15 protein-coding genes are annotated in these 15,452 nt (G+C 65.3%); 7 read left to right on the top strand and 8 right to left on the bottom strand.

The window, feature by feature from the left end; genetic code table 11:
• The first annotated feature begins 126 nt into the window (after positions 1–126).
• From ACM43_RS25380 to ACM43_RS25390, 3 genes are all read left to right on the top strand, one after another.
• Positions 127–1,779: an NAD-dependent malic enzyme gene (locus ACM43_RS25380; RefSeq protein ID WP_271543719.1), complete on the top strand. Its 1,653-nt coding sequence runs from the start codon at positions 127–129 to the stop codon at positions 1,777–1,779.
• Between the two features lie 388 nt (positions 1,780–2,167).
• Positions 2,168–2,686 carry a septal ring lytic transglycosylase RlpA family protein gene (locus ACM43_RS25385; RefSeq protein WP_157284698.1) on the top strand — a complete coding sequence of 173 codons (519 nt, stop codon included), beginning with the start codon at positions 2,168–2,170 and terminating at the stop codon, positions 2,684–2,686.
• A 102-nt stretch (positions 2,687–2,788) separates the two neighbouring features.
• Positions 2,789–2,944 carry a hypothetical protein gene (locus ACM43_RS25390; RefSeq protein ID WP_172787410.1) on the top strand — a complete coding sequence of 52 codons (156 nt, stop codon included), beginning with the start codon at positions 2,789–2,791 and terminating at the stop codon, positions 2,942–2,944.
• A 304-nt stretch (positions 2,945–3,248) separates the two neighbouring features.
• On the opposite strand, the gene ACM43_RS25395 is transcribed toward ACM43_RS25390, so the two are convergent.
• The 3 genes from ACM43_RS25395 to ACM43_RS25405 form a co-directional block, all read right to left on the bottom strand.
• A complete protein-coding gene (locus ACM43_RS25395; protein ID WP_271543723.1) occupies positions 3,249–3,569 on the bottom strand; it encodes a hypothetical protein in 321 nt (106 codons plus the stop codon).
• 84 nt (positions 3,570–3,653) lie between these two features.
• A complete protein-coding gene (locus ACM43_RS25400) occupies positions 3,654–3,926 on the bottom strand; it encodes a hypothetical protein (protein WP_271543725.1) in 273 nt (90 codons plus the stop codon).
• Positions 3,927–4,233: 307 nt separating this feature from the next.
• On the bottom strand, positions 4,234–5,034 hold the full coding sequence (locus ACM43_RS25405; protein WP_271543727.1) for a LysR substrate-binding domain-containing protein: 801 nt from the start codon (positions 5,032–5,034) through the stop codon (positions 4,234–4,236).
• A gap of 60 nt (positions 5,035–5,094) precedes the next feature.
• Between ACM43_RS25405 and ACM43_RS25410 the strand changes: the two genes are divergently transcribed.
• Positions 5,095–6,483 (top strand): MFS transporter, encoded by a 1,389-nt coding sequence (locus ACM43_RS25410; protein ID WP_271543729.1) that lies wholly within the window; start codon positions 5,095–5,097, stop codon positions 6,481–6,483.
• A gap of 85 nt (positions 6,484–6,568) precedes the next feature.
• Here the strand turns inward: ACM43_RS25410 and ACM43_RS25415 are convergent, their stop codons facing one another.
• Complete coding sequence (locus ACM43_RS25415; protein WP_271543731.1) at positions 6,569–9,253, bottom strand: flavin-containing monooxygenase; 2,685 nt, start codon at positions 9,251–9,253, stop codon at positions 6,569–6,571.
• A gap of 264 nt (positions 9,254–9,517) precedes the next feature.
• Here ACM43_RS25415 and ACM43_RS25420 point away from each other — a divergent pair, with 264 nt between their 5' ends.
• Positions 9,518–9,694: a hypothetical protein gene (locus ACM43_RS25420; protein ID WP_271543733.1), complete on the top strand. Its 177-nt coding sequence runs from the start codon at positions 9,518–9,520 to the stop codon at positions 9,692–9,694.
• A 77-nt stretch (positions 9,695–9,771) separates the two neighbouring features.
• Positions 9,772–11,256 carry a carboxylesterase/lipase family protein gene (locus tag ACM43_RS25425; protein ID WP_271543735.1) on the top strand — a complete coding sequence of 495 codons (1,485 nt, stop codon included), beginning with the start codon at positions 9,772–9,774 and terminating at the stop codon, positions 11,254–11,256.
• A gap of 7 nt (positions 11,257–11,263) precedes the next feature.
• Here ACM43_RS25425 and ACM43_RS25430 read toward each other — a convergent pair whose 3' ends face one another.
• The gene (locus ACM43_RS25430) at positions 11,264–11,443 is read right to left on the bottom strand and encodes a hypothetical protein (RefSeq protein ID WP_036006694.1); all 180 of its coding nucleotides are present in this window, start codon (positions 11,441–11,443) and stop codon (positions 11,264–11,266) included.
• A gap of 154 nt (positions 11,444–11,597) precedes the next feature.
• Between ACM43_RS25430 and ACM43_RS25435 the strand changes: the two genes are divergently transcribed.
• The gene (locus tag ACM43_RS25435; protein WP_157284693.1) at positions 11,598–12,392 is read left to right on the top strand and encodes a DODA-type extradiol aromatic ring-opening family dioxygenase; all 795 of its coding nucleotides are present in this window, start codon (positions 11,598–11,600) and stop codon (positions 12,390–12,392) included.
• A gap of 48 nt (positions 12,393–12,440) precedes the next feature.
• Here ACM43_RS25435 and ACM43_RS25440 read toward each other — a convergent pair whose 3' ends face one another.
• From ACM43_RS25440 to glgC, 3 genes are read right to left on the bottom strand one after another with little or no spacing between them, the layout of a single operon-like run.
• The gene (locus ACM43_RS25440) at positions 12,441–12,701 is read right to left on the bottom strand and encodes a SemiSWEET transporter (RefSeq protein WP_036006700.1); all 261 of its coding nucleotides are present in this window, start codon (positions 12,699–12,701) and stop codon (positions 12,441–12,443) included.
• A gap of 32 nt (positions 12,702–12,733) precedes the next feature.
• Positions 12,734–14,188 carry a glycogen synthase GlgA gene (glgA, locus tag ACM43_RS25445; protein WP_271543738.1) on the bottom strand — a complete coding sequence of 485 codons (1,455 nt, stop codon included), beginning with the start codon at positions 14,186–14,188 and terminating at the stop codon, positions 12,734–12,736.
• Positions 14,185–15,447, bottom strand: a complete 1,263-nt coding sequence (gene glgC / locus ACM43_RS25450; RefSeq protein ID WP_157284691.1) for a glucose-1-phosphate adenylyltransferase — start codon at positions 15,445–15,447, stop codon at positions 14,185–14,187. The genes glgA and glgC overlap by 4 nt, the downstream gene beginning before the upstream one ends.
• Positions 15,448–15,452: the final 5 nt, after the last annotated feature.

Below are 15,452 nucleotides of genomic sequence, written 5' to 3' on the forward strand. Positions count from 1 at the left end.
CAGGCGTTTGCAAAAATCTGCTGCGGTGCGAGATCACGATCGCGGCCGGAGTCGCTACGTCCTTGATCTCGACTGAACGCTGGCCGACAATGGCCGCGGTTCAATAAGAAACTCCTTGGGGGAATCGTGAATAGACCTGCTCGGGTCAGCGCCCATTCGACATCATCCGAGATCGCGCACGGCATGACGCTGCTGCGCGACCCCCTGCTCAACAAGGGCACGGCCTTCACGGAAGCAGAGCGCGCCGCACTCGGCTTGCGCGGCCTGTTGCCGCCCTGCGTGCTGACGATGGAGACGCAGGCTCAGCGCGTGCTCACCAATCTGCGCACGCTGCCGACGGACCTGGAAAAATACGTTGCCCTGAACGCGCTGCATGACCGCAACGAGGCGCTGTTCTTCCGCGTCGTCGTCGACAATATCGACGAGATCCAGCCGATCATCTACACCCCGACGGTCGGACTTGCCTGCCAGAAATACGGCCTGATCTTCCAGCGGCCGCGCGGCATGTTCATCTCCTCGCGCGACCGCGGCCAGATCGCGGAGATCCTGAAGAACTGGCCCTACCAGGCCAGGCTGATCGTCGTCACCGACGGCGAGCGCATTTTGGGACTTGGCGATCTCGGTGCCAACGGGATGGGTATCCCCGTCGGCAAGCTCTCGCTCTATTCGGCCTGCGCCGGCGTGCATCCGGAAGCGTGCTTGCCGATCGTGCTTGATGTCGGCACCAACAATGAAGAGCTGTTGAACGATCCCTATTATCTCGGCCTGCGCGAGCGGCGGCTGACGGGCGAGGCCTATGACAGCTTCGTCGACGAGTTCATGCAGGCCGCGCGAAAGACGTTTCCGGGCGTGCTGATCCAGTTCGAGGACTTCGCCAATCATTCGGCGTTCAAGCTGCTGCACAAATATCGCGACGAGGCCTGCGTCTTCAACGACGACATCCAGGGCACCGCGGCGGTGGCGCTCGCCGGCCTGTTCTCGGCCCTGCGCATCTCGGGCGGCAAGCTGAAGGATCAGAAGATCCTGTTCCTCGGGGCGGGCGAGGCGGCGACCGGCATCGCCGATCTCGTGGTCTCCGCCATGATGGCGGAAGACGCGTCCGAGGCGGACGCGCTTCGCCGCAACTGGCTGGTGGATTCCCGCGGTCTCGTCGTCAGCGGCCGTGAAGGCCTTTCTGGCCATAAGCTCCGCTATGCCCATGCCGGTCAGGCGCCGATCGCCGACTTCCTCACCGCGATCAAGACGCTGAAGCCGACGGCGATCATCGGCGTCGCCGCGGTCGGCGGCGCCTTCACGCCCGACGTGCTCAAGGCGATGGCCGAGCTCAACGAGCAGCCGATCGTGTTCGCGCTCTCCAACCCGACCTCGAAAGCCGAGTGCTCGGCGGAGGATGCCTATCGCTACACGGAGGGACGCGCGCTGTTCGCCTGCGGCAGTCCGTATGATCCGGTCAAGCTCAACGGCCGCAGCTTCGTGCCGCGCCAGGGCAACAATTCCTACATCTTCCCGGGCGTCGGCCTCGGCGTCATCGCCAGCCGCTCGCGCCTCGTGACCGACGAGATGTTCATGGCGGCGGCCCACGCGCTCGCCGATTGCGTCGGCAAGGAGGACCTGGCTCAGGGCAGCCTCTATCCGGCACTGCCGCGCATCCGCGAGGTCTCCGTGCGCATCGCGGCGGCGGTTGCGGATGTGGCCTATCAACGCGCGCTCGCCGACGGACCCGCGCCCAACGACGTGAAGGCCCTGGTCCAGTCGCAGATGTACGAGCCGAAGTACTGAGGGACCAGGCCGACGGTTGATCTGGTTGGGCGCTCGCCAAGCTTTTGGTATTGCCGCGGCTCGTTCACCTCTCCCGCTTGCGGGAGAGGTCGGCGCGAAGCGCCGGGAGAGGGCTTTCTCCTCTTGGGAAGATTGTCCCATTGCGGAAGCACACCCGCTCCCCAACCCTCTCCCGCAAGCGGGAGAGGGAGCGGACCTCCGTCGTTGCGCGATCAAGCCTCATTTCATCGCGCCTAAAGGGGGCCGATCTGTCCCGATTCTGAACAGGTCACTGTGGTGGAATCGCCACAGCTGGCGCGAAACGAAGGCGGCCCCAGAGCCGCTTTTGTTCCGACAAGGTTCTGCCCTCATTGCCCACCGAAACTTGGGGTTGTTCGGAGGGCGCATCATGTCTCGCATTGCAAGTGCCGAAACTGCCCGGATGTCGCTGGCGAGCTCGAGCCGGTTGTTGGTCGCAATCCTTGGGGCCGCATCGCTCGCCGCCTGCTCGCAATCGCCGGTCGGCCGTCAGAAAGCCGATCTCGCCGGAACAACCCGGCAAGCCGCGGTCGAGCGCCCGCACAGGGTGGCGGCGCTGCATCCGCGCCCGATCAGCCGGGCGCGCGTCCCCGACCGTGACGCAAAGCAAACCGCTTCGCACGGCATCGCCAGCTTCTATTCGGATACGCAGACCGCGAGCGGCGAGAAGTTCGACAGGAACGAATTGACCGCGGCGCATCCCACCCTGCCATTCGGCACCAAGCTGCGCGTTACCGAGACCTCCTCCGGCCGTTTCGTTACGGTCAGGGTCAACGATCGCGGGCCCTTCGTGCGCGGACGCGTGGTCGACATCTCGCCGTCCGCCGCCGAGGCGCTCGGCATGGTCGACAAGGGCATTACCAATGTCAGGCTCGAAGTCGTGCAATAGGGCGCCACGCGTCGCGACCGTACGGGACGCTTAACCGGCTGTTAGCGGCTTCTCAAGCACCATGGCTGTCCGCACAATTGGGGGCTTTGGGGGAGGCAACGCTTGAACACGATCCAGCATCTCGAAGATCAGGCTGCGCGCGCCGAGCGGCTCGCCAAACGGATCACGGATACGCTGACGATCGAAAAGCTGCTGACCTTCGCGGGCGAACGCCGCCGCGAGATCGAGGTCATCGCCGGCAAGCACCGCCGCAACTAAAGCGCGATGCGGTCAGGTTTGATTGCTACAAGGAAGGTGCATTTCCTCTCCCGCAAAGCGCAGGGCTATCGCATACGACTTGTGACGGCGGCCTGCGCGCACGCCTCGTCCTTCGAGACGGCGCTGACGCGCCTCCTCAGGATGAGGCTAATCAGCATCAGTACTCGTTGAAACTGCTGACGCGCACTCCGCCCTCATCCTGAGGAGCCCGCCCAAAGCGGGCGTCTCGAAGGATGGACGCAATGCGATAGTCTTTCCCGCAAGCAGGGAGGGAGCGCACCTCCGTCCTTTCGGCAAGCGAGCTTCATTTCATCGCGCTTTGAGAGTGGCTTTCGATGAAGTCGCTGAGATAATCGGGGAGCTCTATTCCATAGATGTCGCACCGTGCGCGGATCTCGCCGGCGACGTCGCACGAGATATCCTTCATCCAGTGCTCGAGCGTGTTGAACGAGATCACCTTGATCGGGTCATTGAAGCAGCCGGCGACGAGCTCGCCGATCGTGGTGTCAAGATCGCTGCGCTCGATGCGGATTTCGGTCGCCTCGTCACGGCGATCGACCACTACGAACAGGGTCTGGTCCGCTCCGTAAGGCACGATCGGTGATGATACGCCGGTGTCAAACATCTCGAGGCGCTCACGTCATTGCTTTGATCCCTGACAACGGGAAGAACCGGAAGAAGGTTCCTACTCGCGCGCTTGTGAGGGGCGTCAGAGAAATTCTCTCAAGCGCGACAGCTCGAGGACGTGTTCGGGGGAGAGGATTTCGGTGACGAGCGGCGGCTGCGCCACGGTGCGGATCTCGTAGAGATGGCGGGTCGTCGCCGGCTTCTGCATGAAAGCCGAGATGCAATCGTCGAGCGTGCCTTCGATGAGCTGGTAGGGCTCCCGGTCAGGCTGGCGCTGATTGGCAAGTGATGGCCATTTATGCAGCGCCGCAAGCGCACCGAAATCGACCTTTGAATCCCCGACCACGTCCCCCATCGCCCTGCCTCACGCAAAACACGACCCCAGCACACGTGCTCGCGTGCCGGGGCCCATAAACCTATCGCTGCATCTCAATGCCACGAAACCCCAACGCGGCAGCCGGGAAATAGTTCCCGGCCAATGCGCTCCGGCGCAACGCTCAATCGCTGGGAATCTTCGGAATGTGCAATATCCAGCGGACAAACGCCTTCACCCGGGGATCTTTGGCCATTGCCGCGGGCCAGCGCACGATTTGAGCCTTGCTCGACGGCATGTCCCACGATGGCGGAAGCACCCGTACCAGCCTGCCCTCCCTGAGGGCATCCTAGACCAGCAGCGAACGCGCAAGCACGATCCCATTGCCGGCCAGGGCCGCGGCTATGGCGGTGGCTATCGTCGCAAAACGTATCTCGGCGGGTGGCGGGCGGCCGAGGCCCAATCGTTCAAACCAGGAGGTCCATGACCATTCGACCCCGCGCTCGTCGCCGGTCCGGCCCTTGTGCAGGAGCGGCAAGGATTTGAGGCGCGTCACGTCGGTCAGTGGCTGCTGGCCAGGCAGCAGGCGTGGGTGGCAGACGGGGTAAACATGCTCGCGAAATAGCAAGCGCTGCGTCGACGTCGGCCTCAAGCCCGCCGCTGGTTGCCACACAACCGCTACGTCGAGATCGGTCGACCTCGCATGTGCGTCGGCTTCACGTACGGCCAGCTCAACCGGTATGCCCGGATGCTCTAGCGCAAAATCGGGCAAGCGGCGCACGAGCCAATAGTCGGCAAGCGCTGCACCGACGCCGACTTTCAACGCCGGCGGCGGAGCGGCGGCGCGACAAAGCGCACGAAAATCCGCCATCCTGTCGAGCAAACCGGCCAACTCGTTCGAGAGCGCAATACCGGCGGGCGTGGCGCACAAGCCACTCGGCTGCCGAATGAGGAGGGGCGTCCCGACGAAGTCCTCGAGCTTGCGCAGCCGATGACTGACCGCGCTCTGCGTGAGCCCGAGCTCCGCGGAGGCGCGCGTGACGCTCGCATGTCTCAAGGCTGCCTCGAACGCAATCAGCCCGTCAAAGGGAGGAAATGAACGCATTGCATCATCATGAATCATTTTCATACCGATGTGAATGCATTGCATTGGCGCAGGCCTCGCCCCCGCATGCATATCGGTACCAGACGCTTTCAAGATGGGACAACGATGATCACGCCTGAACCCGACCTGCAGTCCAGAGGCCGTTGGCACGACCTGCTGCCGGCGATGATGCTCGGCATGGCGGCCTTTCTGACGCAATTCGACGTGACCGCGGTTGTTGTCGCGATGCCGGCCATGGCCGCCGAACTCGGTTTCGGCAGCGCTGCCTACGCCTGGGTGATGGATGCCTATAGTCTGGCATTTACCGGTGGGCTGCTCGCTGCGGGCGCGCTGGCCGACAAGTATGGACGTCGACGCGCTCTGCTTGGCGGCAACGTCGTGTTCCTGGTCGGATCGATCATTTGCGGCTTCGCGGCGGGCGGTTCAATGCTGTGGGCCGGGCGCGCAGTTCAAGGCCTCGGCGCGGCGTTCGTCATCACGGGTGGCATTGCGCTGCTTGCGAATGCCTATGCTCGGCCTGACGAGCGCGCCCGCGCCTTTGCATTCATGGGCGTGCTCTCAGGCATCGCCATGGCGCTCGGACCAGCGCTCGGGGGACTTGTTTCGGCCTGGTTCGGATGGCGCTGGATCTTCCTCGCCAATATCCCGCTTTGTCTGCTCACGCTTCTGGCCGTTCCGCGGTTGGTCGCAGAGTCGCGTGATCCCGCCGGCCGCCCGCTGGACTGGAGCGGTGTCGTGCTTCTCACCCTTGCGCTTGGTATTGCGATCGAGAGCGTGCTGGAGGGAGGTGAAGTGCCGGCCCGGATTGCAGCGGGGCTCGGATTGAGCGCCTGTCTGCTCGCCATCTTCGTGATGCAGCAGCGCCGGCGGCCCGTTCCGATTTTCGACCCCGCTGTGTTCATGCGGCCGGTCATGGTCGGCATTTCCTCGCTGCTGATTGCTGTTTCCGTCGGATACTGGGCGGTTCTCGTCTATCTGCCTCCGTTCCTGAACGCAGCGTTCGGCTGGGCAGGCCCGTCCGTTGGCTTCGCAATGCTCTTGGCGACGTTGCCGATGCTTCTGCTGCCGCCCTATGGTGCTCGCCTCGCAACACGCTGGGGCTGGCGCCGGCTGTTCGCGACGGCGATGCTGGCGCTGCTGGCAGGAGATCTCATTCTGGTCCTGGCGGCGAGCGGCTGGCTGCTGAATGCGCAAGTCGTTCTCGCTGCGGCGGCGACCGGAATGCTGTTGACCGGGATTGGCGCAGTCCTGGCGCATCCGCAACTGTCGAGCGCTGTCGTTGCGCTGGTGCCCCCGGCCCAAGCGGGCATGGCCTCGGCGGTCACCGTGGTCATGCGGCAGGCCGGATTTGCACTCGGCATCGCAGCGCTCGGTGCGATTCTATCGGAGGAAGGAACGGCTGCCGATTATGCGTGGCCGTGGCTTGTTGCGGCTCTTGGATCAGCAGGCGGCCTCATCGCCGCAGCGATGTTGCTGCCCGACCAGCAGCCTTAGCTGTATCCGGCGGATACAGCCGGCTGCCGGCGCCACACCAATCGCGACGCCGGCCGGGAAACGGTTCCCGGCGGCCTGTCGCCACTCAGCTCGCGGCCGCCGCGATCCTGCGCCCGGGGCTGTCATGCTCCTGGTTGTTCTCGCCGCGGCGGACCTCCGGCGGCAGCCCGGCAAAGCGCCGCAAGGCCTCCGCCATCTGCACCCGGCCCGACACGCCTGTGATCACCACGTCCACCATCGCGAAGGACGAGTGGAAGTGGCCGCGCGCCTTCAGTTGCTCGACCGGCACGCCCGCTGCGGCCATTGCCTCGGCATAGGCGATGCCCTCGTCGCGCAGCGGATCGAACTCGCAGGTGACCACGAGGGCCGGCGGCAGGCCGGCGACCTTGCCGCGCAGCGGCGAGACCCGCGGGTCGGTGCGGTCCGCCGGCGAGCAATAGAGGTCCCAGAACCAGTACATCAGCGAGCGCGTCAGGAAGTAGGCGGTCCCGTTTTCGTTGTAGGAGGGCCGCTCGAAGCTGCAGTCGGTGACCGGGCAGACCAGAAGCTGGCCGGCGATGGCTGGCCCGCCGCGGTCGCGCGCGAGCTGGCAGGTGACGGCCGCGATGTTGCCGCCGGCGCTCCAGCCGGCGACCAGCACCGGGCCCGGCCTGCCGCCGAGCTCGGCGGCGTGCTCGGCGATCCAGCGCGTGGCCGCATAGCCGTCCTCCGCAGCCGTCGGGAAGCGATGCTCCGGTGCGTGGCGATAACCGACGCTGACGAACATCATGCCGGTCCGCCGCACCATGTCGCGGCAAAACGGCTCGTCCGATTGCTCGTCGCCGAGCACCCAGCCGCCGCCGTGGAAATAGACCACGACCGGATGCGGTCCCGGCGTTGCCGGCTTGTAGACGCGGTAGGGCAGCGCGCCGTCGGCGACAGGCAGGGTGCCGTCGACGATCTCGCCGATCGGCCGCCCCGCAGGCCGGCCCTTGTTGAACTCGTTGACGAAGGCGCGGGCGCCGAGCGCGCCCATCGACTCGATCGGCGGCAGGTTGAGCGAGGCGAGCAGGTTCAGCACCAGCCGCACGTCCGGCTGCAGGCGCACTACCTCGCCGTCATTGCATTGCGCGGCGCCATCGGGGCCGGTGAGCTTGAAGCCGAGCATGCCGCGGCTGACCACCTCGTCGCAGATGCTGCGATAAGGGCCGACGCCGCCGGTATAGGGCATCAGGCCCTGCACCTTGCCCGGCACGTTGGCGCCGGTGTACCAGGTGTTGGCGAGCCGGTGCAGCGTCAGCATCGAGCAGTCGGCCATGTGCCTGTTCCAGCCGGCCTGTGCCGTCTCGGTCGGCTCGATTGTGGTGAAGCCGGCATCGCGCAGCGATGCAAGGCGATCGACCACCCAGTCGACATGCTGCTCGATCGACACCGCCATGTTTGACAGCACCGACGGGCTTCCGGGTCCGGTAATCATGAAGAAGTTCGGGAAGCCCTCGACCGTGAGGCCGAGATAGGTCTGCGGTCCCTGCGCCCAGACATCGGACAGCGACTTGCCACCGCGCCCGGTGATCGGATGCACGGCACGGATCGCGCCGGTCATGGCGTCGAAGCCGGTTGCGAAGACGATGACGTCGACGTCGAAGCTGCGACCGTTCGTGGAGATGCCGCTCGCGGTGATCGCCTTGATCGGCTCCTTGCGCAGATTGACCAACGTGACGTTCGGCCGGTTGTAGGTTGCGTAATAATTGGTCTCGAGGCAGGGGCGTTTCGCGCCGAAAGGATGGTCGTCCGGCATCAGCGCCGCGGCGGTCTCGGGATCCTTGACGGCGACGCGGATCTTTTCGCGGATCAGGTCCTGGACGATCTTGTTGCCGTCGACGTCGACGGCCTGGTCGGCCCAGAGCTGCGTCAGGATGTGGACGAGGTCGCCGGCGGCCCAGGCGCGTTCGAACCGCTCGCGGCGCTCGGCATCGCTCAATTGCCAACTCACGACCGTCTGCTGCGGGTAGGGCACGCCGGCCATCGACTGCCGCGCCTGCTCGCGATAGGCCGCGCGGTCGCTCTGCAGCAGGCTCATGCGGTCCGCGGGCGCCGGGCCGTTATGCGCCGGCAAAGCGAAATTCGGTGTGCGCTGGAACACCGTCAGATGCGCAGCCTGCTCGGCGATCACAGGGATCGACTGGATCGCCGAGGAGCCCGTGCCGATCACGGCGACGCGCTTTCCGGTGAGATCGACGCCGTCATGCGGCCAGCGCCCGGTGAAATAGACCTCGCCCTTGAAGTCCTTGACGCCGTCGATCTCCGGCGGCTTCGGCGCGGAGAGGCAACCGGTCGCCATGATGTAATGGCGGCAGGAGACGGGTGGCCCATTGTCCGTGGTGATGAGCCAGCGCTCGGACGCTTCGTCCCATCTGGCTTCGGTGACCTTGGTCTTGAAACGGATGTCGCGGCGCAGATCGTAGCGATCGGCGACGAAGCCGAGATAGCGCAGGATCTCGGGCTGGGTCGCGTATTTCTCCGACCAGGCCCAGGCGGTCTCGAGCTCCGGATCGAACGTGTAGCTGTAGTCGATGGTCTGGATGTCGCAGCGCGCGCCCGGATAGCGGTTCCAGTACCAGGTGCCGCCGACATCGCCGGCCTCGTCGAGCCCGACTGCCGAGAACCCCGCCTTGCGCAGGCGATAGAGAAGGTAGAGGCCGGCAAATCCGGCGCCGACCACGGCAACATCGACCTGCTGAGCGGTTCCGCGCTCATCGGAGGCACGTGTGGCAACCATTGCGTCAGGCATGGTATTCCTCCCGGATGTCTTGTTTTGGCGGCAGGCTATAGCCGCAGGCTCAGCTTGTCATTACAGCAAGTGCAATCTCAGGGTGGTCGTTTGCGGCGGCTTCGTGACCGCGCGAATCTTGCGGCACCACACGCACCGCGATGCACAATGGCCGTGATCGCCCGGGGTAATCAGCCATCGTCCTTCTGTGTATGCTTGCGCTTACAAGCCACGCGCACCGCCCCGGGCGTCATGACAGAGTTGAGTGAGCGAACCAGAGCGAACATGGACGTCGTCCTCGAGCAGACGTGCCGGCAATTGCCGCATGGCGGCGATCACGACAGCCGCAGGTTCATCGCCGAGCGCCTGATCGAGGCGGCACGGGCGGGCCACTCCACGCTGGGCGAGCTCGGCATCGTCGCGCGCCACGCGCTCGCGGAGCTGATTGGCAAAGGCGCTTAGGCTCAAGGCGCGAGGCTTGCCTTGCCGACGGCTCTGGACATAACCTGCCGAAACCCTTCATCGAGATGGTTGCGAAGATGCGGGCCTTGCTTGCATTCGTTGCGGCTATTGCAGTCTTGTGTGGCGCCGGTTCGGCCGCCGCCCAGCCGGTCGGGCAGTTTCCATTCGCGCTGACCCGTGAAGGGCAGATGCTCGGTGCCGTGGAAGGCGAGGTGGCCTCGTTCAAGGGCCTGGCTTACGCGGCGCCGCCGGTCGGGGCACTGCGCTGGCGACCGCCGCAGCCGACGACCGAAAGCTCGGAGATGCGCACCGCCTACGAATACGGTGCGCCGTGCCTTCAGCCGGCGCTGCCGGCGGCGAGCGAGGATTGCCTGACGCTGAACGTGTTTCGTCCTTTCGGGGTCGACGGCCCGTTGCCGGTGATGGTGTTCATCCCTGGCGGCGCGTTCGTCACGGGCACCGCGAACGATCCGCTATTCGATGGCGCCAAGCTGGCGCAGGCGGGCCTCATCGTGGTCACCGTGAATTATCGCCTCGGCGCGCTCGGCTGGCTCTCGCATCCCGCGCTGTCGGACGCCGGCTCCGGCAATTTCGGCCTGATGGACCAGATCGCCGCGCTGCACTGGGTGCACGACAACATCGCGGCCTTCGGCGGCGATCCCGGCAACGTCACGCTGTTCGGCAGCAATGCAGGCGCGACATCGATCGCGCTGCTGATGTTGTCCGCGCAAGCGCGCGATCTCTTCCACAAGGCCATTCTGCAATCGGTGCCCGGCCGCGCGCGCCTGCGTTCGGCAGATGAGGCCGAGGCCGTCGGCCGGGAGTTCGTGGCCGCGCTTTCGCCGAAGACGGATCTGCGCGCCGTCGAGCCGCGGCGCCTGCTGGCCGCCGAGAAACAATTGCTGGAGACATCGCCAAGCAGCTTTGCACCGATGATGGATGGACGTCTTGTGAGCGAGGACCTCGCCGCAGGTTTTGCGGCCGGACGCCAAAGCCGCATTCCCCTGATCGTCGGCTCGAACGAGGATGAGAACGGCTTGGAGAACGAGACCGCGATCAAGGAGGAGCTTGCGCCGCCGGGCGCGGGCGGCGGCGAATTGCGCAAGCTCTATCCCGATCTCACCAGACCGTCGGATCTCGCGGCAAGAATTTACACCGACAAGGTCTTTTCCGAGCCGGTGCGGCTGCTGGCACGTCTGCACGCGGCAGGCGGCGCGCCGACCTTTCGCTACCGCTTCGCCTATGTGCCGGAGGCCAGGCGCGCCAATCCGGACGTCGGCCACGGGCGCGAGCTGCAGTTCATCTTCGGTGCGGAAGGCGTGCCCGGTGCGGGCATCCTGTCGCGGCGCGATCGCGAGGTCGCAGGCCGCATGCGCGCCTATTGGATAAACTTCGCCCGAAGTGGCGATCCCAATGGTCCCGACCTACATGGTCCCGACCTGCCACGCTGGGACGCAGCTGGCGGCGATCGCCTGCTGCTGATCACGAATGATGGCATCGCGAGCGGTGACGATCCGTTCGCGGATCGCCTCGACCGGCTCGCAAATGAGGGCAGGAGATGAATCGGATTTAAGCCGCGAGCTCGACGCGCGGCGCCGGGCTGAGCCGGTCTTCCTCCAGATAGTCCATCGCGCCGTCCTTCTCGACGGCATAGAACTGCTGGCCATCCCGCGACTTGAAGGCGGCGCGGACGACACCGCGGCGGCCCTTGTCACTGTTGACGACGTCCCCCAGCGCAAACTTCCTCATCGCACGTCTCACTTGTCTTCAGGCCGACTGCTTCGGCCCAGCGGGGATTCTGGGCGGCAAATCGTTAACGACTTGCTAACCATGCTGCTTTGCCTATGCTCACCGCCGAACGTGCGGACTGCCCGCGCGCGCCCGTTGTCAATGAGACGAGCCGATGACGCGATTTCCGACCCTGTTCCTGTCGCATGGCGGCGGCCCCTGGCCCTTCATGGAGGACAGGCGGGTGCAATATGCCAAGACTGCCGAGGCGTTCGCGAACTTGCCGCAGCTTCTGCCCGAGAGGCCGAAGGCGGTGCTGGTCATCACCGGGCATTGGGAAGCCGACGCCTTCACGGTCTCGACCTCGCCGCATCCACCGATGGTCTACGACTATTACGGTTTCCCCGAGCATACCTACCACCTCAAATATCCGGCGCCGGGCAAGCCCGAGCTTGCCGCGCAAGTGAAGGCGCTGCTCACGCATGCCGGCCTCGATTGCCGCGAAGATCCCGACCAGGGTTTCGATCACGGCACGTTCGTTCCGCTCGGGCTGATGTATCCGAACGCCGACATGCCGATCGTGCTGCTGTCGCTGAAGTCCAGCTATGACGCGGCCGAGCACGTCAAGGTGGGGCAGGCGATCGCATCCTTGCGCGACGAAGGCATCCTGATCGTCGGCAGCGGCCTGACCTATCACAACATGCGCGGCTTCAACCGTCCGGAGTCCAAGCCCGTCTCGTATGATTTCGAGGCCTACCTGAACGAGGCAATCAGCAACCCCGATGCGGCGCGCCGCAATGCCATGCTGGTCGATTGGGAGAATGCGCCGAGCGCCCGCCTTGCGCATCCGCGCGAGGATCATCTGCTGCCGCTGATGGTGGCGGCCGGTGCTGCGGGAAGCGACGTCGGACGGCGCGTCTTCGTCGACGAGGTCGCGCATGTGGCGATGGCCTCGTATGTGTTTGGGTAATGATCTCTTCTCCGTCGTCCCACAAGCGGGGAGAGGCGAAGAAAAGCCTCACCCATATCTCAGCTTCATTACCAGAATGCCGCCGGCAAGAACCATGGTGACGGCGTTCGCCGCGACCAGAGGGGCATCGCCTGAAAGCAGGCCGTAGATGAGCCAGAGCGTGAGGCCCAGCATCATGACCAGAAACATGCCGAGGGAAATGTCGCGCGCCGAGCGGGTCTTCCAGACCTTGATGAACTGCGGCGCGTAGGCGACGGTGGTGCAGGTGGCGGCGGCAAAGCCGAGCAGCTTGATCGCGAAGGGGTCCATGTCCGGCTCTATAGCATGGATTCGGCTCTGCCTCACGCGCGGGCCGTCATCAGCCCGCGGTACAGCGCGGCATAGTCGCCGGCGCGGTTGCGCCAGGAGACGTCGGTCGCAAGGCCGCTGCGTTGCAAGCGGCGCCAGGTCAGCTTGTCGTGGAAGGCGGTGTTGGCCTTGCGCAGCGTGCCGGCGAGGGCATCCGCCGTCACGGGGGCGAATTTGAAGCCGGTGGCATCGTGGCCGGACGCGTCGGCCTCGCCGATATCGACGATGGTGTCTTCGAGGCCGCCGACGCGCGAGACGATCGGCACCGCGCCATAGCGCAGCGCGCAGAGCTGGGTCAGGCCGCACGGCTCGAAGCGCGACGGCACGATCAGCGCGTCCGAGCCGGCCTGGATCAGGTGCGCCAGGATTTCGTCATAGCCGATCACGACGCCGATCCGGCCCGGATTGGAGCGGGCCGCGGCCTGGTAGCCATCCTGCAGATCGCGGTCGCCGCTGCCGAGCAGCGCGAGCTGCATGCCTTCGCGCAGGATGGTTGGGATGGCTTCCATCAGGAGATCGAGCCCCTTCTGCCACGACAGCCGGCTGATGACGCCGAGCAGTGGCGCTTCGTCCGAGGAATCGAGATTGAACTGCTGCTGCAGCACCGCCTTGTTCGCGGCCCGGAAGGTCAGGTCTTCCGCGCCGAAGCGGTAGGCGATGTGCGGATCGGTTTGCGGATTCCAGACCTCGGTGTCGATGCCGTTGAGGATGCCGCTCAGCACGCTCGATCGTTCACGAAGCAGGCCGCCGAGGCCCATGCCGCCTTCGTCGCTCTGGATTTCCTTCGCGTAGGTCGGCGATACCGTGGTGATGCGATCGGCAAGGCGCAAGCCGGCCTTCAAGAAGCTGATGCCGCCGAAATATTCCAGTTCGCTGACGTTGAAGGCATGCCAGGGCAGGCCGATCGATCCGATCAGCTCAGGGGCGAACTTGCCCTGGTAGGCCATGTTGTGAATGGTCATCACGGTGCCGGGCCGCGGACGATTGTCGTAGTGCAGATACGCCGGCGCGAGCCCCGCCTGCCAATCGTGGGCGTGCACGACATCGGGCACGAAGGCCGGCGCGAGGCCGTGGCCGATATCGGCCGCCACGCGCGACAGCGCGGCGAAGCGCACGCCGTTGTCCGCCCAGTCGATGCCATCGGTGGTGACATAGGGGTTGCCCGGCCGCGCATAGAGATGCGGCACGTCCAGCACGAACAGATCGAGCCCGGCATGCGAGCCCGCCAGCAGCCGGCCGGGGCCTCCGAAATAATCCGGCCAGCGCCGCAGTTCCTCTGTGCCGGACAAAAGGCGCATCACGTCGGGATAGCCCGGCAGCAAGGTGCGCATCTCGACGCCATGCGCCTTCAGCGCAACCGGCAGCGCGCCCGCAACATCTGCGAGGCCGCCGGTCTTGATGAGGGGATAGACTTCAGAGGCGACCGCGAGGACGCGAACAGGCATCATGTATTGAGCCTGTCGATCATCGGCTGGGTGATCAGCGAGATGCCCTGCTCGGTGGTGCGGAAGCGCTTTCCGTCGAACTCGGGATCCTCGCCGACGACGAGCCCTTCCGGGATCTCGACGCCGCGGTCGATCACGACGTTCCTCAAGCGGGCGCCGCGGCCGACATTCACGTAGGGCATGATCACCGCGTTCTCGACATTGGCGTAGGAGTTGATGCGCACGCCGGTGAACAGCAGCGAGCGGCGCAGCGAGGCGCCGGAGATGATGCAGCCGCCGGAGACCAGCGAACTCACCGCCTGGCCGCGCCGGCTCTCCTCGTCATGGACGAATTTCGCCGGCGGCGTGATCTCGGCATAGGACCAGATCGGCCAGGCGCGGTCGAACAGGTCGAGCTCGGGCACCACGTCGGTGAGGTCGATATTGGCGGCCCAATAGGCGTCGACCGTGCCGACGTCGCGCCAATAGGCGGGGGTGTCGGTGCCGGAGCGAACGCAGGAGGTCGAGTATTGGTGCGCCATCGCGCGGCCGTTCTTGACGAGGTAGGGAATGATGTCCTTGCCGAAATCGTGGTTCGAGTTCGGGTCCTCGGCATCGCGCTTGAGCTGATCGAACAGGAATCTCGCGTCGAACACGTAAATGCCCATGCTGGCGAGCGAGACGTCCGGCTTGCCCGGCATCGGCGGCGGATCTTTCGGCTTCTCCAGGAACTCCTGAATCCAGCCGTTCTCGTCGACATGCATGATGCCGAAACCGGAGGATTCGGTCCGCGGCATCTCGAGGCAGCCGACGGTGACGTCGGCGCCGCTCTCGACGTGCTGGCGCAGCATCACCTCGTAGTCCATTTTGTAGATGTGGTCTCCGGCCAGCACGACGATGAAGCGGCAGGCGTGGGATTCGATGATGTCGATGTTCTGGTACACCGCGTCCGCCGTGCCGACATACCACATGCTCTCGGAGACGCGCTGGCTGGCGGGGAGGATGTCAAAACTCTCGTTGCGTTCGGGGCGGAAGAAGTTCCAGCCCATCTGAAGGTGCCGGATCAGGCTGTGCGCCTTGTATTGGGTCGCCACCGCGATACGGCGGATGCCGGAGTTCACCGCGTTCGACAGCGCGAAATCGATGATGCGGGATTTGCCGCCGAAATAGACCGCCGGCTTGGCGCGGCGGTCGGTCAGCTCCAGCAGGCGGCTGCCGCGTCCTCCGGCCAGGACAAAGGCCAGCGCCTGACGGGCAAGCGGCTCGGGTCTCGCGGCACTCATGTGAT

Source organism: Bradyrhizobium sp. CCBAU 45321 (assembly GCF_028128975.1).
Taxonomy (GTDB): Bacteria; Pseudomonadota; Alphaproteobacteria; order Rhizobiales; family Xanthobacteraceae; genus Bradyrhizobium; species Bradyrhizobium yuanmingense.

What these genes read in the sequence shown, in the direction of transcription:
- ACM43_RS25420 (WP_271543733.1), top strand. Translation starts at nt 9,518, where the DNA reads ATGGACGTCGTCCTCGAGCAGACGTGCCGGCAATTGCCGCATGGCGGC.
- ACM43_RS25385 (WP_157284698.1), top strand. Translation starts at nt 2,168, where the DNA reads ATGTCTCGCATTGCAAGTGCCGAAACTGCCCGGATGTCGCTGGCGAGC.
- ACM43_RS25440 (WP_036006700.1), bottom strand. Translation starts at nt 12,701, where the DNA reads ATGGACCCCTTCGCGATCAAGCTGCTCGGCTTTGCCGCCGCCACCTGC.
- glgA (WP_271543738.1), bottom strand. Translation starts at nt 14,188, where the DNA reads ATGATGCCTGTTCGCGTCCTCGCGGTCGCCTCTGAAGTCTATCCCCTC.
- ACM43_RS25415 (WP_271543731.1), bottom strand. Translation starts at nt 9,253, where the DNA reads ATGCCTGACGCAATGGTTGCCACACGTGCCTCCGATGAGCGCGGAACC.
- ACM43_RS25400 (WP_271543725.1), bottom strand. Translation starts at nt 3,926, where the DNA reads ATGGGGGACGTGGTCGGGGATTCAAAGGTCGATTTCGGTGCGCTTGCG.
- ACM43_RS25395 (WP_271543723.1), bottom strand. Translation starts at nt 3,569, where the DNA reads ATGTTTGACACCGGCGTATCATCACCGATCGTGCCTTACGGAGCGGAC.
- ACM43_RS25410 (WP_271543729.1), top strand. Translation starts at nt 5,095, where the DNA reads ATGATCACGCCTGAACCCGACCTGCAGTCCAGAGGCCGTTGGCACGAC.
- ACM43_RS25405 (WP_271543727.1), bottom strand. Translation starts at nt 5,034, where the DNA reads ATGCAATGCATTCACATCGGTATGAAAATGATTCATGATGATGCAATG.
- ACM43_RS25435 (WP_157284693.1), top strand. Translation starts at nt 11,598, where the DNA reads ATGACGCGATTTCCGACCCTGTTCCTGTCGCATGGCGGCGGCCCCTGG.
- ACM43_RS25425 (WP_271543735.1), top strand. Translation starts at nt 9,772, where the DNA reads ATGCGGGCCTTGCTTGCATTCGTTGCGGCTATTGCAGTCTTGTGTGGC.
- glgC (WP_157284691.1), bottom strand. Translation starts at nt 15,447, where the DNA reads ATGAGTGCCGCGAGACCCGAGCCGCTTGCCCGTCAGGCGCTGGCCTTT.
- ACM43_RS25430 (WP_036006694.1), bottom strand. Translation starts at nt 11,443, where the DNA reads ATGAGGAAGTTTGCGCTGGGGGACGTCGTCAACAGTGACAAGGGCCGC.